The following is a 21,096-nucleotide window of genomic DNA, read 5'->3' as shown; positions in this document are numbered from 1 at the left end:
TAAGATTTAGAATTGAAGAAGAAAACAAATGTGAAGTTATAAAAATAGGAAAGATCATAAGTACTGATATGGAAAAGCTATGTGGCAATAAGATGTGGGTGTTTACCTGCAGTGCTGTTATTGGGGAGATTGAGAAGGTGTTTGAACTTAAATACGATGTGGAAGGATGCAGCTGGCTGCTTTATAAGATTTAGTAAATGGAATATGAAAAATGTTGTAGATAATATGGGAAATTAATATAAAATTTGTAAAAAGTGAAGTATAATTTAGATAGAATATTTAGAGATAATTATTCTATCTTTTTTATATTTGGTAGATTTATTCACTAAGTTTGAAGTGGTGATTATGTCTATAATGGGAAGTTGAAAAAATTATTGTTTATCTCATGAGTTTGGGGAATATAGAGTTTATACATTATCAAATAAAAATATTGGAGATAATAAAATGGAATTACTAACTGCTAGTATTACATGGGGCGGACTGCAGATGGCGGTATTGATGTAAGAGTTAATATTTCATTTATGATACATGAAGATAGCTATATTCGTAGATATCAAATTGGGGTTCAAGTAAAAGGCTAGATATAACTTATAAGGTAATTAGGATGAAATGTAAAAATAAAATAGAAATTATATAGATAGGAGATTTAATGTGAGTTGGAAAGTAACAATTAACTATAAGTTGATAGATATGTATAATAATGGTTTTGTTTTTTTATCAATTAAAAGAAATACAGGATTTATATTAAATGGTGCAATTTTTCATAAATATACATGGGATGAATTTAACACGAAGATATCAATAACTTCATTTATTGATGAAAGTTGCCCAAATGAAACTGCTTTTGAGCAAGGAGAGCAGAATATAAAAGAGTCTATAAATATTTTTAATTATTTAGTTGATAATAATTTAATATTTGAATATACAAGTCATAATATTGAAAAATGTACAGATACTGATTCGTTTATTAATAGTATATATATTGCAGAATCCAAAAATACAAAGAAGATTAAAGCGTATAACGACATTTTAAGTAATTTATCTAGTGAAGATAAATGTATATACCAAACTTGTATAAATTATGTAAATAGAGGATTACAGTTATACAACATTAATATGTATGAAGAAGCATTTTTGTGCTATTATAAAGGACTAGAATTATTAGCAAATACATATATAAAGACAAATCAAGTTATAATTAATAAAAAAATCGAGGATGAATGTATAGATGCATTGATGAAGATTACTATGTCAATTTATAATGAGCCGTTCGAAAGTACAAAACATCAACAACTTGTTAATCAAGTTAAAAAAATTTTTCAAAATGGACTTGATACTAAACGAAAGCTTAAGATATTTCTACCTAATTATATAGAACTTAAAGATATTAATATGAATAATGTTATAGAAGAAATGGTAACCACACGAAATAAGATGGTTGCGCATGGAACTATTTTAACTAATCAAGAAAAGTTAATAGATGTAAATAAAAAGGCTCTTTCAATACTTTATAATATGATTCATTTATATTTTTTTAAGGAGCTTATTAATAAGTACAAAGTTAAACTTAATATAATAAAAAATAATCAGGTGTTGAGTATAGAAGCAAACAGAAAACTTCAAAGATTTTAGTTGTTTCATGTAATTATGAAAAAGGGCCATATTATTATAGGAATAAACCTCATTATCATCAAATAGATTTTTCGAAGTTTAAAATTTCATACATAATAAAAGATATTAATTAAATTCACTAAGGATATCTTAATTGAATTATGGGGAATTTGGAGCAAATAGCAATAATTAAATTTAGTAATAGAGGGAAATATATGATAGGAGATGTGTTTTATGCAAAATAGAGAGAACATTATTATCGATTTAGATGATGATAGCACAGATTATTTTGAATTGTGGGGAGTAGATACTACTGAAAGGTATCACTTTTATTATGATGAAAGTAATAACTGTAGAAAGTTTTGGCTTAAACAAAATAATGGAGATGCTCAGTTCAATGTAGATGTAAATGAAGATTTTATTCTTGCTGGTGTTGCATTTGAAGGTGACTCATTGGCAATTACTACTGAAGATTTAAGAAAAAAATTAAGGTTACAGGCAAATGTAAAGGAAATCAAGTTTAAAAATCATTTTTCAGACTATAATTTTCTTTCTTGTATGACTAAAAAAAGGGTTAAGGTGTTATTGGAGTGGATTATTGAAAATAAGTTATATGTTCATTATTTTCATGTGAATAATTTATATTATGCATTAGTGGAAATTATAGATTCAATAACTACCCCAAACGAAATTGAAGAATATGGTTTTGATTATTTTTCAGTAAAAAATACATTTTATAAAATGTTTAAGAAGAAAAAAATGGAACTAGAAAGAATAATGTATAAGTATTGTTTTCCTAATATAAAAAATAGCGACATTGGTTATTTTTGTAAAGAGTTATTACAATTAATAGGAAATAAATTCAAATTAAATATAGAGGAAAAGTTTATATATGGAATGCTTGAAAGAGCAAAGAATGGTAAGGAACTAATATTTATTCAAAATAATGAGGATTATGTAATGCAGAAAAATTATTTAGAGTTTTATATTGATCCTATAACTACATTTATAAATTCAGAACATATATTTGATGAAGAATTGGAGATTGAAAAGTTATTAGAAAAATATACTTTCGTAAAAAACGGAAAAAAGGTTCTGAATTACAAATTCGTTAATTCAGAAAAAGAAGTACTAATTCAAATATCAGATGTCATTGCTGGAATTTTTGGTAAATTACTTAGTTATATTAACTCTTGTGATATGAATATGCTACGCAATGATGTTGACAAGCTTAATACATTTCAGATAGAGAATATTCTTTTGCTTAATAGGCTTAGGAATGAAGCAGATTACAAAAATAAGGGATTTATTCATTCAATAACATCACAGTATGAGATTGAAAAGTTGAATGATTTTTTAAAACTTGTACGTATGAAGATGTGTTAAATTAAATATCAAAAGGAAAAACTGATAATAAGAAGTTAATTAGTGAATATTTGAGAACTACAGTCATTTATAGAAGAATGTAATCTATTGATTATTTTTGGTAAAAATATAAGTTGAAAATAGAAAAAAATCAAGTAAGAAATCTGTTAAAAGGAAGATCAGATTGATTTAAAATATGGAGGAGCAAAATGCAATATAAAGATAGAGATATAGAAAACATATCATCGATATTGTGTGGTGAGAAAAGAATAGATATTCCAGACGATTTATATTTAAACGAAAAAAATTTGTATGAAATTTGTTTAGACATGGGAGTAGAAGCGGATTTTATGTGCGAAAAAGAAATTAGCGTATATAAACAAACAAAAATGTTATTAATGAAATGTGCACTATATGGAAAGTTTGAGGAATTTATAAATTATTATATGGAAATTTATTTAAATAAATATATACATACTATTACTAGATCAGGATATAGCTTCTTACAAATAAAAGATAACATTATAAGATATATAAATTCATTATGGAGTATACCAGAAAAGCATTTTGCTTATGTGGATGGAGAATGGAAAATTGATAATGTGAAATTTAAAGAATATGATATGCTAGGGGAAGGTGGATTTAGTACGGTATACAGATGTAATCCACTAATTAAGCCATTAAGAGTATACAAGGTTCTTAATGAAAGAGAGAAATCATGTGAAAGTTCTGTTTATAGATTTAGGCGAGAATATGGTATTATGCAGAAACATAATGAAAGTGGATATACGATAAAAGTATATGATTTTAATGAGTGTGAATTAGTGTATTCGATGGAGTATGCAGGTATGTCATTAGAGGAATATATTGAGTCAGGAAAAATTAAGGAAGGAGAGAAGGACGAGATAATAAAAAGATGTGTTGAATGTATGATGTATTTACATGATAAAGGTGTACTACATAGAGACTTTCATCCTGGAAACATTTTGCTAAATAAGGATAAGTATTGGGTAGCTACTGATTTTGGATTGGCTAAAGACATATCAGATAAATATTCAAGACAAACAACCACAACACATGCGGTAGGTCGTTTTTGGTTTACTGATCCAGTACAGCTTGAGGCTTTAAAAGAGGGAACAGTTAGTACGGATATGTATTCTCTTGCCAGAACAATAGATTACATTATGAATGAAAATAAAAGTGGAAAAGTACATAAGTACTCTTCTATAATTTATAAAGCGATTAGTCCAGAGATTGAATTGAGATATGGAAATATACATGACATGTATGAGGACATAATTAATATTATGAATAGAACAACATATGAATCATCTGAGGAAACTGCTAACAGGTTAGTTGAAGATTATAAAAGAACCAATAAGTATAATATAACTTCTCTTATTGATATTTTTACAAAAGAAGATAAAGGAGAGATTTTATGGCTCTTAATATTGGAACATGAAAATGTATTTATAAAACCATATTTAGAAATAGCTAGTATTAATCCTATGGTTGGGTTAAATATCATAAAGGAAGCTAATGATTATATGCAGAATGGCTATAAAAATTGGAATGATTATGATAAATTTGCAAACTGGGCATACTCTGTTTTGAAAAATAGAAAACATATTCATGACGAAATAAATGTTCAACTTGCAGATATTATAGAATATGTATCAAATAGTGTTGGAAGGTTTGCAATTAAGACTTTATCTAACATAATAAAGAAGGATACAAGTGTCGATAGCCATATTAGAGCAATGTTAACATATCAAGATGGCTATTAAGGAAATGATGATAATAGATATATCTAAAAACGAGGAATTGGAATATGAGGTTTTTACGCGTTTTAATCAAGCTACTAATCCTCTATCCAAACAAGAATTAAATGAAGTAATATATCGTTCAGCTTTTTCTCTATGGATAAAAGAAAATTTAATGAAGCCGTTATTTGAAACAGCAATATTTGATCAGATGTTTAAGTGTACTGAGCAGAGAAAGAAAGATAAGACAATTAATTGTTATGTATATTCTTGTTTAGGTTACGCTTATTCAGGGTTAATTGAAGGAAAAAATGATACACCATTTTATGTTGAACGATTTATGAGTCAGATGAAAAAGTTGGATGGAGAAAATTTGGAAAATAAAAAAATAGAGACTAAAAATTTCATACTTGGATTATTAGATTTTTATAAAAAATATCCTTTATTAAAGAGATAGAAAGCGTATTTTCCAAAGAATTTATAACAAAACAAAAACCTAAAGGCAATCATGGATTTTTAATAAGTTTTCTAATACCATTAACACTAACTTATGAATATTTATTATATAAAGGTCTATTTAAAAGAAATTTAAGCAATGATAATTATCATGAAATATATATGCTCATGGTCAATGGTATGAAAGCAGTTAAGTTTGATGATTTTGGAGGAGTATCATCTACAAGTTATACAGTACAAAAGAAATGTATAGATAGTATTAAACAACATTTAAGTTATTTTAAAATCTAGTATTAATTATAAAGTTAAATGAAAGTTGTGATTTTTATGTGTAAAAGATTTTATATAAAAAAAGAATATGGATATGTGTTAAAAGAATCTATTAGTGTTTTCTTAAAATATAGAAATACTATTATATATAATAAAAAAAATGAAAAAGTTAATGTTTCAAATAGTAATGGTATTTTTTCAGCACAAGTTCTCGAGTCAATTTCTAGCATTTACATGGAGAAATATAATTCTGGACAAGATGCATTGAGTAAATGTAGACCAGAATTTCTAGTTGTTCAAAATATAATTTCTTTTTTTGGAGGGATTCCAATTACTGTGTATGATGAAATTGGCCCATCATCATGGAGTATTATTGATGATTATAATTATGATTTAATTAATAAATCAAATGATATAAAACTTATAATTGATGATAAAGATTATACAAATCAATTATTAAAATTGATGGAGAAATTAGAGGATAAATCTAATGGGAATGATAAATTAATTATTTCGTTATTAGATAGATGGAGAAAAGCTAATTATTTAATGCTGGAAAGTTGCGATGCCAATTTATATCATGATGAATCAATATTGAGTTATTTTCATATTATTGAACTATTTGCAGAAACATTCAGTGAGGAATTAAAAAAAACACTGGATGATAGTATGGAAAAGCTATTATATTCCTATTACAATGACAATCTTTTTTATAATGAAAAACAGATACGTAGTAAAATTAATTCTTTAAAAGATATTACAGGAGAAATATTGATTAGAAAAGAATTGTCTTTAGCACAAAAAATAAAATATTTCTTAAAGAAGTATGGCTTATTAGATATAAATGTATCTAATTTTATTGATTTATCTATAAAAGTAAGAAATTCTATTGCACATGGACGATTAACATATAAAGAAGAGGTTATTTATCCATTACCGCCATTCTTCTATTTAGCTAATAATTCTTATAATATATTAGAAGTATTGAATTTTTTAACTGCACGTATGATATCAGCTTATATAGGAATAGATTGTTGGAAAGAAGAATGGGAGGAAGAAAAAGGCTACTTAATGCCACCAGCTGATACATTAAGTGGATTTTTAAAAGATAAAAATGAATTTAATAGTATAAATGAAAAAAGTTTGTGTGAAGGAAATGAATACAATATTACTTGGAATACTATATTTAAACATTATATAGAAAACCCCAAAAAATTTAATATAAATAGAATAATGGATTCATTAAAAGAATATTTTATTAATGCTATAGTAACAGAAGAAAATTCCAAAGATATATTAAATATTTCAGTAGTATTATCTGATTGTAATGACATTGAGGGAAAAGAAAAAGCAATTAATAATGTAAAATATATAAATGATGAATTAGTAAGTCGCTCTGAATTAAAAGATTTAAATAATTATTTAGAGTATAATAATGTATCCTCAGAATGGTTTAAAGCCTATTTATATGAGAAATATATTTAATGATAATTAATATATTTAAACTACTTTATATTAATAATGACTATACAACTTATAGGATAAAGAGAAAACTTGATTCTATTTTTAATTTAGTAGTATTATTTGACGCTTACAACAAAAATATTAATAATCTCATTATTAATATAGGTAAAGCTTGTGATAAATTTAAATGTAATAGATATCCTAATGTATGAAGTTCAAAAATTACTAATATATTTGAATAGATTAATAAAAAGGACATCATAAAATTATTAATAGTTTTTAGTATTTCAAGTAAAATTATTCATATACCTATTAGGCTAATAATGTAAAGTTAATTAAAGTGATAGCCCCAAAAACATAAAGCCTGCAGTAGGAGAGAATATTATCCGAAATGATGTAAAAAAGCAGAGAGAATATGGTTTTGTAGGGGGAGACAAAGATTGGACGTGAAACAAACAATTTTTGTTGCTAGAGCGAGAAAATATGAAATAAGTAGAGAAAAGCTATTAGATGCAGGTATAAGAGATATTAAATTAGAATTAGCAAAAGAAATATATACTATGTTACAAGGATGGGACATGTACATAGAGGTGAGCAGTAAGTATAAGAAAAGTGGATCTGTTTACATATTGTATTTAAATTATATATTTACATTTAATATATTTGACAATATATAATGAACAAAATATCTGGATAAATCTATTTAGTATTTAAGTAATAAACAGATAGGGATGAATAGTATGGAGGGACGAGATTTAAGGATTAAACTTATGTTAGAGAAAGTTTATCCTAATAATGAAGTTGTAGGACTCACTAAAAAAGGTAATAAACTATATTATGAGATATCAAATGAAGCCAAAAAGAAAAATTTAAATGTGATAGACTATATTGAAAGTTTAGGTTTTGTTTATGTAAGGGGATGGAAAGAAGAACTAACAGAAAGTGAAATAGTAAATCTATTGAATGGATTGTTTCCACAAAAAATTATTGAAAGTATAACTGAAATTATGAAAAAAAATAGTGCGTTATATAGTTCTATTAAAAATGTTTCCAAAGAAAATGGCATTAAAGTTAAAGATTATATTGAGAGATTAGGTTTTACTTATGATAGTAGTCGAAAGAAGAAGTTGGATGAAAATGAAGCAGTTAAGTTATTAAATCAACTATTTTCGGATAAAAGTATAAAAAATATATCTGATATTTCTAAGAATAACTCGACCTTGTATAACAGTATTAGCAGAATTTCTAAAGAGAAAAATATGGATATAAGTGATTACTTGGAAAGTTTGGGATTCGAACATCTAAATAAAAATATTAATTCTAATTATGACATGAAGGCTATTAATATATTATGCAGAGATTATGATGTGAATATGTCTGAAATGGCAAGAATAGTAGGAACGTCAAAGCAAAATTTAGATAGTAAACTTAAATCAAAAAAGATAAAAAGAGGTTCATATGAAAAATATGAGTTTACTGATGAAGAACTAAACTTAATAGTTAATGTAATAAGAGAAAGAAGACATTATTATGAAGATAACTCTAATGAAATTGTAATAAAAATATATCATGGAAAATATGATATTGGAATTAATGCCATTTTATACAAAGAACATCTGAAAATAAAAATTTGTTTCGATCTATCTGATAGTGTACTTAAGGAATTGGACAAGTTTGGATTTAATAAATATCAAGAACAGGATATGGAAATGCTTAATACAATATATTCTGAATATAATTCATTTAAGATATATGATGAGGATAATGAAGAGGGATTAACAACTATTGATATAGATAATTCTAAATTAAAAAGCAGACTTCGATCCAGAGCAAAATACTTGAATATGAATTTAAATGACTATGCTAAATCTTTAGGATTTATAATTTTAAATAGAAGCAAATATACTGATGAATATATTAAAAAGCTCTTAGAAAAATATAAATTGGATAATAATATAGTTAAAATTCCGTCAGGAACCAGTGATTATATTAGCATATTCAGAATGGCAAAAATAAGAGGATATAAAGGATTAGAAGAATTTATTACAGCTTATGGATTTAAATATGAAAGAATTAGAGAAGTAAATAGTATAGATGAAAAATATAAGGAAATTATTCAAAATAGGTATGTAGTTGAGAATAAAAAAATATACATAAATTCATTCGACCCATTTTATAATAGAATTCGCTCATTCTGTTACAAGCATGAAATATCATTAAATGATTTTCTTTCAAATTTAGGATTTGAAAGAATTGACAACACAAATGAATTACCAGAAAGTTATATTCAATATGATTGGAAAGCAGAAGAAGCTGAGAGACTAAAAGATGTTTTTAGTGATGAAAATATAATATTATTTTTAGATGAAATAGCAAATGAAAATAATGAAATTTACATAGATACAACATCTCAAGCTTATTCAAACTTATGGAAAATTGCCAATATAAGAGATATGTCAATAAATGATTTAATTGATATGTTAGGCTATAAAAGAATATATGCATGGGATAACCACAAAATACAGCGACCATGTATAGCCGATGTAGAAATTGAATATGACAAAAATAGTATTGATGGAATTCTTGATGAATTACAAAAAATTCAAGGTAGTTTAGAAAAAATTGAAAATGGAAATGAAAAAGTTAAGAGAAATCAAACTTTAGTGAAAAAAATAAAAAAATTATATCATAATAAATGTCAGCTATGTTGTCCTGATGATAGTGGGTTTAGTGTACCTCCTATAGAAACAGAAAATGGAGAATTGTATGTTGAAGTACACCATATAAAACAAGTTAGTGAAGCTTTTAAAAGTGATGATGAATCTGATAAATTAATTGATAATTATAAAAATGTTATAGTTGTTTGCAGTTATCATCATAAATATTTACATTACCACCTTGGAGGATTTAAAGAGATAATTCAAAAAGAAGATGGACAACTCTATTTTAAATCAAAATTAGGTGAAACACTAAAGATATTTACCAATTATCATCTGACTAGTACTAATACTGATAATTAGATCTCTTGAGTAGATAACGAATTGATTACAATTTTACTTCTAATTATTCATAGAAAATTATACGAAGTTATGCAAAAAAAGCTCAAGCCCTAGATTTTGGCCTGAGTTTAAAAGTTACAGAAGTCTGCCTAACTTTGGATAATTACAATAGCACGAAACCGCGGAAATACAAGCAGTCATTATGGGGATTGAATAATCTCATACCTACTAATTTTAGAAGATAATTTAAAAATTAAATTTTAAAATATAGTGGTAAAGATACAAAAAAGTATTGAATATTGTAAAACAGGCATAATTTCCCCCTCCCCATTATAGGCATATTACAAATATTATGAAGTTTTGATGGTTGTAGGTGGAGAATTACAAAATGTAATAGACCTACTGAGTTTATTTGAACCGCAGTGAGGGCATTTTGATAAATCTCTACCTGTAATTTCTTTAATTAGCTCAAGAGTCGGAATTTTATTTCTAAGTAAAATAGGTGTATTAGTAAGTTGTTTACAAATATTCAGCTTTGTAGTTTTATTTCGATTACCTAGCAAGCCATAGTGCCTAATTTTCATGAATCCACTTGGAAATATATGAATAAGAAATCTTCTAATAAATTCATCAGCAGAAACATTCATTATCTTATACTTATTCTTGTCTTTGTAATCACGCCATTTAAATGTGACATTGCCATTGTCAATGCTTAGAATACGCGTATTTGATATAGCAACTCTATGTGTATATCTACCTAAATATTCGACGACGCAGGCAGCATCTTTAAAAGGTGGTTTACAGTAAACAATCCATTCTTTAGAATAGGTAGCTGAAAGAAGTTTTTCGAATTCAATTTCATCTGAAAGGTAATTTTGATTTCCATGGAATTCAAGCTTATTTTTATAATATAATTGTTTAAGATAATACAGAAACTTACCCCTAAATTTTCGAGAAAGTACTTTAACTGGTATAAAAAACTTTTTTCTGCTGTTTATCCATTTTCCAGTTGAAGATAGTCCTCCACCTGGTACAGTACAATGAATATGTGGATGATGCATAAGATTTTGTCCCCAAGTATGTAGAATTGATGTAAAACCAAGTTTTGCACCAAGGTATTTTTTATCTGAGGATAATTCAGATAGAGTTTCAGAAGTAGCCTTGAATAAAAGAGTATAGAGTTGCCTCTGATTTTGATATACTATAGAATTTAGAGTATCTGGAATAGTGAATACGACATGGAAATATCCTACGTTAAGCAAATTAGATTTTTGATTATAAATCCATCTTTCTTTAGCAAGAGTTTGGCATTTTTGGCAGTGCCTGTTACGGCAGGAGTTATAAGAAATCTGAGTATTTCCACAGTTAGCACAAACATCTACATGACCACCTAAATGTGAAGTTCTGCATTTTAGTATTGCAGACATAGCTTTGTGTTGAACAAGAGTAAGTTTATGCTTATTCAAATAATCTTCACCATATTCTATAAATATATCTTGAACCTCAACCATTAGTTTTCTCCGTTTCTGTCAAGAAATCTAAAGGACTTTGTACATTTAAGGATTGAATTTTAAGTAAATGCAAATAAAAACATGTAGAGCTGATATCTGAATGTCCGAGTAATTGTTTAATATGAAATATACTTATGCCAGATTCAAGTAGATGTGTAGCGAAACTATGCCTTAAGCTATGCACAGTAACTTTTTTAGATATATTAGCTTTTTCTATGTATTTGTGAAATATATTTTGTACAGCCTTAGAAGTAAGGTGTGTTCCAGTGTTTACTCTGCTGTAAAAAAGCCATTCTTTTGGACGATAGGCTTTCCAATAAACTCTTAGAATTTCAAGATTAGCCTGCGAAAGCAATGCATAGCGATCTTTAGAGCCTTTGGCATTACGGATAAATAACTGCATTTTTTTACTATCAATGTCAGTAACTCTTAGACCAGCAACTTCACTAAGTCTTAGTCCGGCACCATAGAGAGTCATTAATATACATTTATCTCTAAGATTATCACATGCATCAAAAAGGCTTTGGATTTCACTTTTAGTAAGTATTTCTGGAAATTTACGTTGCCTGCGGTGGCGAGGTATTTGTTTGTAATTCAAAGTAGTATTTAAAGTTACACCATATAAGAATCTAAGACCGCTATTGTACGAGTTTACACTTCCGGAAGTAAGACCTTTTTCTATTGAAAGATAGTGGAGGAATTTTCTAATATCTTTTTCGTTAAGTTCAGTAGCGGGTTTGTTAAAGTGATCTTGAAAAATTTTAACTTTAGTATAGTATTCAGCTTGGGTATGTTTGCTTAGGCCTCTAAGCTCTACATCAAATTTCAACTTTTCTAAGACTTGTTCTTTTGTCATAATTAAAACATCTCCTTTAAATTTAGAATTATCTATATATTAAAGGATTTATAGAAAAAATAAACTGCTATAATTAAAATATGACAACTAAATGAGTGAAAGCATATATTAGCACCGCGCTAGCGGTTTAGTGCTATTCATATAATAAGCACTAATCATCTATAAAAAATAGAGGTTTAGTGCTTATTTTTATCTAAAATCTCATGGTAACAATCATATAAAAAAGCCATAATACAAGGTATCTAAACCAAGTAATACGGTAATTCACCAAAATTAATGGTACCGTTGGCAGTAAGCGTTAATTAAATAATTCACTATAAATAATATTTTTAAGTTCAGATATAATAAAAAATATTTTGCTGAAAAATTTAATTATAAATCAAAATGAAGAATTATATAGAATACTACTAAATTCTGTGAAGATAGTGTTTTCAATATCTATCCAAAACTAGTGTGGGAAAATAGAAAAAACACCAACAATTTAGTTACCTAAATGCTGATGTTTACTAAAATGGTGACCCATACGGGAATCGAACCCATGATTTCACCGTGAGAGGGTGGCGTCTTAACCGCTTGACCAATGGGCCATACAACATGTATTATTGTACTATCCTTTACCCAATATGTCAACAACTTTTATGAATAAAATTTTTCTCTTTACAATAATATATATTTTTAAAGGGGGCCAGTACGCTTAAAAGCCATTAAATATGTCATTATTAGCTGGTAAACCATGCTTTGTTTAGAAGTTTTATACCTTCAATAATATCATTTTCAAACATTCCACCAAAGCCAAGAAGAACCATATTATTAGAATAGTTCTCTTTTTTTATCCAGAAAAAAGAAACAGGATATACTTTAACACCATGATCTTTAGCTTTATTAATTAACTCTTCTTCAGTTAATCCATTATTCACTTGTAATAATATATGTAAACCGGCATTTTTAGCATAAATAGAAACATTATCTCCCATTAAGTCTTGAATTGTTTGAATTAGAATATCATGTTTCTTTTTATTTATAAGATATATTTTATGTAAATGTCTCTCAAAGTGACCTAGATGCATAAATTGCTGCATTATTTTTTGATGAATCAATGGCACTGGAGTTTGATACATTTTAAAATGACGATAATATCTTTCTAACCATTGCTTAGGCAGAACCATATAATTCATGCGTAAGCTAGGAGAGAAGCATTTTGAAAAAGTACCTATATATATAACAGAGTCATTTGAATCAATACTTTGCATTGAAGGTATAGGTTTGGAATTATATCTGAGCTCACTATCATAATCATCTTCAATAATAATCCCATTTTTTCGCTTTGCCCAATCTAGCAGTTTTAATCTTTTAGCAATTGGTATTACTACTCCTGTAGGAAACTGATGAGATGGTGTTGTATAGACTATCCTTGCTTTCGTAGTCTCTAATTCATTAACATTAATCCCGTCATCCTCTAAACTAATAGGAATAGCTTTGTAACCATTATTAATAAAAATGTCTTTTGCACCACTATAGCCAGGGTCTTCTACAGCTATCTCATCAAAAGATCCTCTGAAAAGCTGGGATAATAGACTAAGGCAATATTCTGAACCTGATGAAATAATTATTTGTGATGGAGTACAGGAGACACCTCTTGAGGCTTTTAAATAATTCATTATTTCTTTTTGTAGGTCAATTTCTCCTGTGCTTGAACTATATGATGTCATATCTTCAGAATTTACTGTTGATAAGCATTTATTTGAAACTCTCTTCCATATACGCAAAGGAAAATCCTCAGAACTTAATTTCCCATATTCAAAATTATATTTATAGTCGTATCCGTCACTATAGTAAGGATTATAATCGCTAAGGTTAATGTTATTGTCAATTATATTGGACTTAGAAAAATTAGATGTTTTAGTATCGATTTTTTCTTGCCTTAATATTATAGGCTTATCTAATTTTTGAGCAATAAATCCGCTTCCAGCTTTACTTTTTATATATCCCTCTGAGGAAAGCTGCATATAAGCATTTTCTACAGTATTTCTACTAACATTTAATGAAGTTGATAACTTTCTTGTTGAAGGGAGTTTTTGTCCTTCTGAAATTTCACCAGAAATTATTTGTTCTTTTAACTGCTTGTAAATTTGTAAATATAATGGGGCTTCTGAATTTATATCTAATACAATCATTTGTAAAAAACCTCCTCATAAACTGTATCCTATAAAATAATATAAACTGGCACTTTTTATAAAGACAGTTTGATTGTATAATTACCTTAGTAGAAAGTCAATACTATTAGAAATGGACTTTTTATAATGATAAACAAATAAATTTGTAGAATTATACGAGGAGGAATATAAATGATAAACGAAAAATTACTTGAAGTTATTTCACATGAAGGGGTAGTAGCAATTGTATCTTGGAACAAGGAAGAGGCTCATGTAGTTAATACTTGGAATTCATATCTTAATGCAACTGAAGATGGTAGATTATTAATACCAGCAGCAGGAATGAGAAGAACACAAAAAAATGTAGAAGGAAATAACAAAGTTAAAGTTACCTTAGGTAGTAAAGAAGTGATGGGTTACAAATATATGGGGACAGGATTCTTGATTGAAGGAACAGCAAAATTTGTTGAGTCTGGATCAGACTTTGAAATGATGAAAGATAAATTCCCATTTTTAAGCAGAGTTTTAGAAATAACAGTCGTATCTGCAAAACAAACAATTTAATTATTTAGAATTAAAGCGAAATTTTCCTTAAGACTACAAAATGACTATATTTTGTAGTCTGATGAAAATATTGCATGGGTATTTAATGGACAAATCATAATTTTCTAAATATTTAAAAAACACACTTGTTTTTCAGCGAAAATCTGTTAAACTATTATATAGTTAGTAATTTAAAAGAGGTGTATATTGACATTAATATACTCATCGCTCCTCTTGTATGACCAAAAAGTCATATAAAATTACGACTCCTTTTTAATATTTTGTGGGATATCCATTGAAATTTAACTGGAAACAGCTGGTTTTAATGGATATTATTTTTTTTACTTAATAAATAATATATAACTATAAATATTGCTTTAAATTGGAAGGTTGGTTATAATTATGCTATACAATATGACGTAAAGCCTATAAATAGTATATGCTATTTGGTGATATGAATGCGTTATATTAAAATAAGGTTGCGGAGATGATTTAATGAAATCTATTTTGATAATGGGCGGAACCACATTTGTAAGCAGATGCCTAGCGAAATATCTTATTGATCAGGGGGATGATGTAGATATACTAACCAGAGGATTAAAAACAATAGATTATGGTGGATATAAAAATCATTTAATTTGTGATAGAAAGTCTAAAAATGAATTGCAAAAAGTATTAAATGGGAGACAATATGAATTTATTTTTGATATATCTGCATATAAAAAAGAGGATGTAGAGATTTTATTAGCTTCAATTGATAGAAGCAGTTTGAAAAAATATATTTTTTGTTCTTCAGGAGCAGTATATACAGAAACCAATGATTTGGTTAATGAATCTTTTGAAAGAGGAAATAATCCTAATTGGGGAAATTATGGTACTGATAAGAAAGAGGCAGAGGATTTTATAGTAAATAGTAAAATTCCATATATTATATTTAGACCAACTTATATATATGGGGAAAATAATAATTTATATAGAGAAGCATACTTTTTTGATAGAATTAAAGAAAGTAAGGTTATCCCAATGCCTTATGGAAATAATACTGTAACTCAATTTATACATATTGAAGATTTGGTTAAGGTTTTTGAGAGTGTGATGTTTAATGAAAAAATCTGCAGGATTTATAATGTTACGAATTCAGATATTGTTTCTTTTGAAGAATTAATATTAATGTGTGGTAAAGTTTTAAAGATAGATCCAATAATAAAGAAAATAGATACGCAGAAAATTAAAGTAAATACTAGAACATACTTTCCTTTTAGAGATGTAACTTATTTGTTAAACACAGAAAGATTGATTAACGATGATTTATACAATCCAACTATCTCATTGGAAGAGGGATTAAGAAAAACTTATAAGTGGTACACAAGTAATAAGCACAATTTAGCAGATGCTAAAATGGATAAGATAAATGAAATGGTTCAATGTTAGAAAGTTATATAAATTATAAATATTAGGCAAATGAAATAAAATAATCATTCTAATATGTTGGCAAATTGAATTGTTATTTTTTGATTTTGAATCAATAAAAAAGAGAGCATACAAAGTGTTTTGCTCTCTTTTTGTCTTAATGAAGATTAATCTTCAAGCCAGTCTAAAACAGCAGGATTTGCACATGCTGAAGTCTTAGCATCTACTTTTGTTACAAAAATAATATCTCCTTTATTGGCTACTGAGCTAACTTCTGTAAATATTTCTTCAGCAGAAGAATCAGTTTTTACAAAAAAGCCTTCTGGCAGGAATTGAGCCCAGGAACCTAAGGATTTTATTTTACCTACTATATTAACATCTCCATGAACAGGTTCATGAGAATGCTCTTCGTTGCAGCCACAGTTTTCATCGTGATCATGGCTATGTCCGTGAGTATCGCTTATAAAATATGTAATCATATATACAGACATAATTTTTCTCCTTCTTTAAGTTATATTATATTTAGCTTTTCATTTTAAATTATACAGCAATAATGGTGAATGTAAATTGTATTTTGAATTTTAGCTATAAACCATGAAAATTGTATAACTAATAGAATAGTGTAAATGCCATGAAGAAAATTATACATAAATTTATTTATGAAAATAAATTTTAATTTAATGCATAAATTCTAGAAACAAAACTTTACATAAAGCATATAATATATTAAAACAAAGAATAAATGGTAAAAAGTTCATATGAACTAATAATTAAGAAAAATAAAAAAATTATTGATTAAATTTAAGTAAACAAACTAGATTAATTTGTACATGTGAAAGTTTAAGCAGCTAAAAAGTAATTGCGTGAAAAAAGCCATATTGATTTATAAATATCGCTTTTAAAATAATTTTGTTAGGGCTCTACTTGAACTTTCACTTTTTATTATATTTTTTAAAGGGGGAGAATAAATGGATTTTACCAAATATATCACGCAGCATGCTCTAGTTTTGATTCCTGCGCTATACATAATAGGAATGATAATAAAAAATACTGAAAAGATAAAAGATAAATATATTCCTGTTATATTGTTAATACTCGGAATTGCAGGGACAATTGGAATTATGGGTTTTAGTGTAGATTCCATAGTTCAGGGAGTACTGGTAACAGGAGCAGCAGTTTATACAAATCAATTAATCAAACAAACTGGTAAAATTGAATGAAAAAGCTAGTATAGCTAGAAGGCAAATTGAAATTTATTCTAGCTAATTGTAGAGTATATTAATATAATTTTCAGCTGAGTAATGGGTTTATTGCAAATAAAATTAGTGATAAACCTTTTTTATGTTGAATAAAGTACTATACTCTTATATAATTTATAGCATGATATAAATAGTTTTAGGTTTGTATAAGTTATACTTGTATGATTAAAAGGGAAAGTGGTGAAAATCTACTACAGCCCCCGCTACTGTAATGGAAGACCAATCTTAGAGTATCCACTGAGAAGCTATAGTATTCTTGGGAAGGAAAAGATTTTAGCACATTTTATTTATAACAACAGATCAATATAGTGTTATATTTTCAGGTATTCATAATCTTGATAGCTGTCTGATAGACTAATTATGAAGTGATTGTAATTCCTTGTCTTATAAAAATATGCAATAGCATTTTGAAGTTGTTATTTTCTTACATGTGCTTTGGGATGAGGCCAAAGTCAGGAGACCTGCCTAAAAGTAATTTTAGTCTGCCTTTCGGAGGGAGAGGAAATGACAAATGTTAGAATGCTGCTTTAAAAATTGCAAATTCTTATAGTTTGTTATGTGAATCTCTTTATCAAAACGGTAATGAGGTTTTTTTATTTTGGAAATTTTGTAATAAATTATGAAATTACGTAATTGGTTATAAAAATAGTTATGGAGGAATGCAGCAATGAAAAAAGCTATTTTAGTGGTTAGTTTCGGAACTAGTCATTTGGATGCACTTAAAAAGTCTATTGAAAAAATAGAAGATAAAATTAGAAATGAGTTTAAGGAATATGAAGTCTTTAGAGCATTTACGGCTCATTTTATAATAAAAAAGTTAAAGGAAAGAGATAATTTAGATATATTAACGCCAGAAGAAGCTTTATACGAACTTAAAAGTAAGGGATTTGAAGAAGTTATAGTTCAACCATTACATATAATTCCAGGCGAAGAATTTGATTATATAAAAGGTATTGTTGAAAAGGTAAAAGATAATTTTCAAACTATTAGGCTTGGACGACCTATATTTTTCTATCAAGGAATGAACGGACTTCCAGAGGATTATTCTTTGTTTATTGAGAGCATCAAAGAGGTATTAGCGGGCGAAGAAAGTGTAATATTATTTGGACATGGTACGGAGCATCCTTCTAATGCAGTTTATGGAATGCTTCAAACTGTTTTAATTGATGAAGATTATGAAAATGTATTTGTAGCAACTGTAGAAGGTTATCCAACAGTAAAGAATGTATTAAAAAAGTTAAAAAGTAAGGGGATAACAAAAACTAAGCTAGTTCCGCTTTTACTTGTTGCAGGGGATCATGCTAAAAATGATATGGCATCAGATGAAGATGATTCATTAAAGAGCATACTTCAAAAGGAAGGAATTGAGGTTAAACTTCATATGCATGGCCTTGGTGAAATAGATAAATTCGATGGATTATATATAAATAGGATTTATGATTCAATTGAAGGCAGATATTTAAATGCAGGAAGAACAAAAAAATTATAAATGAAAAGGGGTGTTAATTACAATGGATAATGTAAATATAAAAGAAATGGAAAGTGAAGAGGTATTTAGTATATCAATAGTAGTAGATAAACCTATTTTAGTAGGTCAAGATGATGTTGTCGGAAGACGTCAGCTTATACCAATATTATCTGGTGAAGTAAAAGGTGAAGGATTTAATGGAGAAGTTCTACCTGGAGGTATCGATAGCCAAATTATTAGACCAGATGGAAAGTGTGAACTTTCAGCGAGATATGCAATTAAATTAGAAGATGGTGCAGCAATTTATATTGAAAACAATGGAATGCGTACAGTTCCACCTGAATACGTTGAAGCTGTTAAGACAGGAAAATTTGTTGATCCTAGTGTATATTATTTTCGTACAATACCAACTTTTGAAACATACGATGAAAAATATAAATGGATGATGGATAATATCTTTGTATGCTATGCTGCTAGATTACCAGAAAATGTTTTGTTGAAATTTTATAAAGTTTTGTAATTTTAATATAAGCTTATAAATAAAAAAGCTTAGAAAGGAAAACATTATGAAATCAATAATAATATCATCAAATTGTAGTGGAGGAGGAAAAACAACTTTTACTCTTGGTCTTATGAAGGTGCTTAAAAATAGACAGTTAGAAGTTCAAGGGTATAAGGTTGGTCCAGATTACATAGATCCAGCTTTTCATAAAGAGGTAACAGGCAAAGCTTCAAGAAATCTTGATGCTTTTCTAATGGGCGAAGATGGAATAATAAAGAGTTATTTTAAGGGAAATGGAGAGATTGGTGTAATTGAAGGTGTAATGGGATTATACGATGGAGTCGGGGCAAGTGAAAAAGCTTCAACTTATGAAGTGTCAAAAGTTTTGGGAAATATGCCAATTATCCTAGTATTATCGCCTAAAGGACAAAGTGCTAGCATATGTGCTGAAATTAATGGTTTTAAAAATTATAGAAATGCAAATATTGTAGGGATAGTATTAAATTCTGTCAGTGATAAATACTATAATTTGCTAAAGTATGCAATAGAAGAAAATTGCAATGTTAAAGTTTTTGGATATATTCCTAAAAATACGGATATAGCTCTTAGCAGCAGGCATTTAGGATTAGTTCAGAGCATGGAGATACTCAATCTTCATGAAAAATTGAATATATGTGAGGAATTAATTGAAAAGTATGTAGATGTAGATGCTATTATAAATAAAATGGGAGAGTTTAAAGGAGAAGATTTAAATAATCCAATCAGAAAACTTAACTGTAAGAGCAATTTAGAAAATAAGACAATTAAAAGGTTAAGAATTGGAGTTGCATTAGATAAAGCGTTTAACTTTTATTATAAAGATAACTTTGAGCTATTAGAAAACTTTGGAGATGTAATTTACTTCAGTCCAATCAATGATAAAACTTTGCCGTCTGACCTGGATTTCTTATATATAGGAGGAGGATATCCAGAAGTATTTAAGAAGGAGTTAGAAGAAAATTATTTTATGCGAAATAGTATAAAAGAAGCTTTAGAAAATGGATTGAGATGTTATGCAGAGTGCGGCGGCCTTATGTATTTAACAAGATCAATAGATGGAGCACAAATGGTAGGTTTTTTTGATGGAGAAAGCACTATGACAAATAAGCTTCAGAACTTTGGCTATTGTAAGGTAAGAATAGATGAAAAATGTTTTAATAGAGAATTAGATGAAAGTATGAGTCTTGAAGTAAATGCTCATGAATTTCATAAATCACAAGTGGACATAAATATGGAAAACGTATATGAAGTAGAAAAGACATTATATAACGGAGAGATTATTAAATGGAAATGTGGGTATTTTAAGAAAAATACGTTGGCAGGATATGCTCATATAAATTTCCTGGGAAATAAAGAATTATTTAAGGAGATAATCTCTGGATTAAGGTAGTAAAGCAGTAAAAAATATTTTTATTACAACTATAGAA

General features: G+C 27.6%; 18 protein-coding genes, 1 tRNA gene and 1 riboswitch. Of the genes, 14 read left to right on the top strand and 5 right to left on the bottom strand.

Going from position 1 to position 21,096, the window contains the following annotated elements:
- From CLOBL_RS04705 to CLOBL_RS04665, 8 genes are all read left to right on the top strand, one after another.
- A partial coding sequence (locus CLOBL_RS04705) for a hypothetical protein (protein WP_077857961.1) occupies positions 1–194 on the top strand: 194 nt, incomplete at its 5' end.
- Positions 195–651: 457 nt separating this feature from the next.
- Positions 652–1,632: a hypothetical protein gene (locus tag CLOBL_RS04700; protein ID WP_077857960.1), complete on the top strand. Its 981-nt coding sequence runs from the start codon at positions 652–654 to the stop codon at positions 1,630–1,632.
- A gap of 213 nt (positions 1,633–1,845) precedes the next feature.
- Complete coding sequence (locus tag CLOBL_RS04695) at positions 1,846–2,997, top strand: DUF3800 domain-containing protein (RefSeq protein WP_077857959.1); 1,152 nt, start codon at positions 1,846–1,848, stop codon at positions 2,995–2,997.
- A gap of 188 nt (positions 2,998–3,185) precedes the next feature.
- Positions 3,186–4,763 (top strand): protein kinase, encoded by a 1,578-nt coding sequence (locus CLOBL_RS04690; RefSeq protein WP_077857958.1) that lies wholly within the window; start codon positions 3,186–3,188, stop codon positions 4,761–4,763.
- A 4-nt stretch (positions 4,764–4,767) separates the two neighbouring features.
- Positions 4,768–5,196 carry a hypothetical protein gene (locus tag CLOBL_RS04685; protein ID WP_143323836.1) on the top strand — a complete coding sequence of 143 codons (429 nt, stop codon included), beginning with the start codon at positions 4,768–4,770 and terminating at the stop codon, positions 5,194–5,196.
- 326 nt (positions 5,197–5,522) lie between these two features.
- On the top strand, positions 5,523–6,950 hold the full coding sequence (locus tag CLOBL_RS04680) for a hypothetical protein (protein WP_077857956.1): 1,428 nt from the start codon (positions 5,523–5,525) through the stop codon (positions 6,948–6,950).
- A 419-nt stretch (positions 6,951–7,369) separates the two neighbouring features.
- Positions 7,370–7,606 (top strand): hypothetical protein, encoded by a 237-nt coding sequence (locus CLOBL_RS04670; protein WP_077857954.1) that lies wholly within the window; start codon positions 7,370–7,372, stop codon positions 7,604–7,606.
- A 63-nt stretch (positions 7,607–7,669) separates the two neighbouring features.
- Complete coding sequence (locus CLOBL_RS04665; protein WP_077857953.1) at positions 7,670–9,949, top strand: hypothetical protein; 2,280 nt, start codon at positions 7,670–7,672, stop codon at positions 9,947–9,949.
- 329 nt (positions 9,950–10,278) lie between these two features.
- Here the strand turns inward: CLOBL_RS04665 and CLOBL_RS04660 are convergent, their stop codons facing one another.
- The 4 genes from CLOBL_RS04660 to CLOBL_RS04645 all read right to left on the bottom strand — a co-directional run bounded on the left by CLOBL_RS04660 (position 10,279) and on the right by CLOBL_RS04645 (position 14,469).
- Positions 10,279–11,439: an IS91 family transposase gene (locus CLOBL_RS04660; RefSeq protein WP_077857952.1), complete on the bottom strand. Its 1,161-nt coding sequence runs from the start codon at positions 11,437–11,439 to the stop codon at positions 10,279–10,281.
- A complete protein-coding gene (locus CLOBL_RS04655; protein WP_077857951.1) occupies positions 11,432–12,295 on the bottom strand; it encodes a tyrosine-type recombinase/integrase in 864 nt (287 codons plus the stop codon). Before CLOBL_RS04655 ends, CLOBL_RS04660 begins: the two co-directional genes overlap by 8 nt.
- Positions 12,296–12,807: 512 nt before the next feature.
- Positions 12,808–12,882, bottom strand: a tRNA-Glu gene (locus CLOBL_RS04650).
- Between the two features lie 132 nt (positions 12,883–13,014).
- A complete protein-coding gene (locus tag CLOBL_RS04645; RefSeq protein WP_077857950.1) occupies positions 13,015–14,469 on the bottom strand; it encodes a PLP-dependent aminotransferase family protein in 1,455 nt (484 codons plus the stop codon).
- Between the two features lie 171 nt (positions 14,470–14,640).
- On the opposite strand from CLOBL_RS04645, the gene CLOBL_RS04640 reads away from it, so the two are divergent.
- Both CLOBL_RS04640 and CLOBL_RS04635 read left to right on the top strand, forming a co-directional pair.
- Positions 14,641–15,012 (top strand): pyridoxamine 5'-phosphate oxidase family protein, encoded by a 372-nt coding sequence (locus tag CLOBL_RS04640; protein WP_077857949.1) that lies wholly within the window; start codon positions 14,641–14,643, stop codon positions 15,010–15,012.
- Positions 15,013–15,486: 474 nt separating this feature from the next.
- The gene (locus CLOBL_RS04635) at positions 15,487–16,422 is read left to right on the top strand and encodes an NAD-dependent epimerase/dehydratase family protein (RefSeq protein ID WP_077857948.1); all 936 of its coding nucleotides are present in this window, start codon (positions 15,487–15,489) and stop codon (positions 16,420–16,422) included.
- A gap of 146 nt (positions 16,423–16,568) precedes the next feature.
- Here the strand turns inward: CLOBL_RS04635 and CLOBL_RS04630 are convergent, their stop codons facing one another.
- The gene (locus CLOBL_RS04630; RefSeq protein ID WP_077857947.1) at positions 16,569–16,892 is read right to left on the bottom strand and encodes a hypothetical protein; all 324 of its coding nucleotides are present in this window, start codon (positions 16,890–16,892) and stop codon (positions 16,569–16,571) included.
- A 477-nt stretch (positions 16,893–17,369) separates the two neighbouring features.
- On the opposite strand from CLOBL_RS04630, the gene CLOBL_RS04625 reads away from it, so the two are divergent.
- The 4 genes from CLOBL_RS04625 (at position 17,370) to CLOBL_RS04610 (ending at position 21,059) form a co-directional block, all read left to right on the top strand.
- The gene (locus CLOBL_RS04625) at positions 17,370–17,621 is read left to right on the top strand and encodes a phage holin family protein (protein ID WP_009169470.1); all 252 of its coding nucleotides are present in this window, start codon (positions 17,370–17,372) and stop codon (positions 17,619–17,621) included.
- 160 nt (positions 17,622–17,781) lie between these two features.
- Positions 17,782–18,144: riboswitch (cobalamin riboswitch) on the top strand.
- A 183-nt stretch (positions 18,145–18,327) separates the two neighbouring features.
- Complete coding sequence (locus CLOBL_RS04620; protein WP_077857946.1) at positions 18,328–19,149, top strand: sirohydrochlorin cobaltochelatase; 822 nt, start codon at positions 18,328–18,330, stop codon at positions 19,147–19,149.
- Positions 19,150–19,171: 22 nt separating this feature from the next.
- Positions 19,172–19,648 (top strand): DUF3237 domain-containing protein, encoded by a 477-nt coding sequence (locus tag CLOBL_RS04615; RefSeq protein ID WP_077857945.1) that lies wholly within the window; start codon positions 19,172–19,174, stop codon positions 19,646–19,648.
- Between the two features lie 46 nt (positions 19,649–19,694).
- The gene (locus tag CLOBL_RS04610) at positions 19,695–21,059 is read left to right on the top strand and encodes a cobyrinate a,c-diamide synthase (RefSeq protein ID WP_077857944.1); all 1,365 of its coding nucleotides are present in this window, start codon (positions 19,695–19,697) and stop codon (positions 21,057–21,059) included.
- Positions 21,060–21,096 lie beyond the last annotated feature (37 nt).

The sequence above is a fragment of the Clostridium sp. BL-8 genome, assembly GCF_002006495.1.
Classification (GTDB): domain Bacteria; phylum Bacillota; class Clostridia; order Clostridiales; family Clostridiaceae; genus Clostridium.
This window is presented reverse-complemented; position numbering and strand designations above follow the sequence as displayed.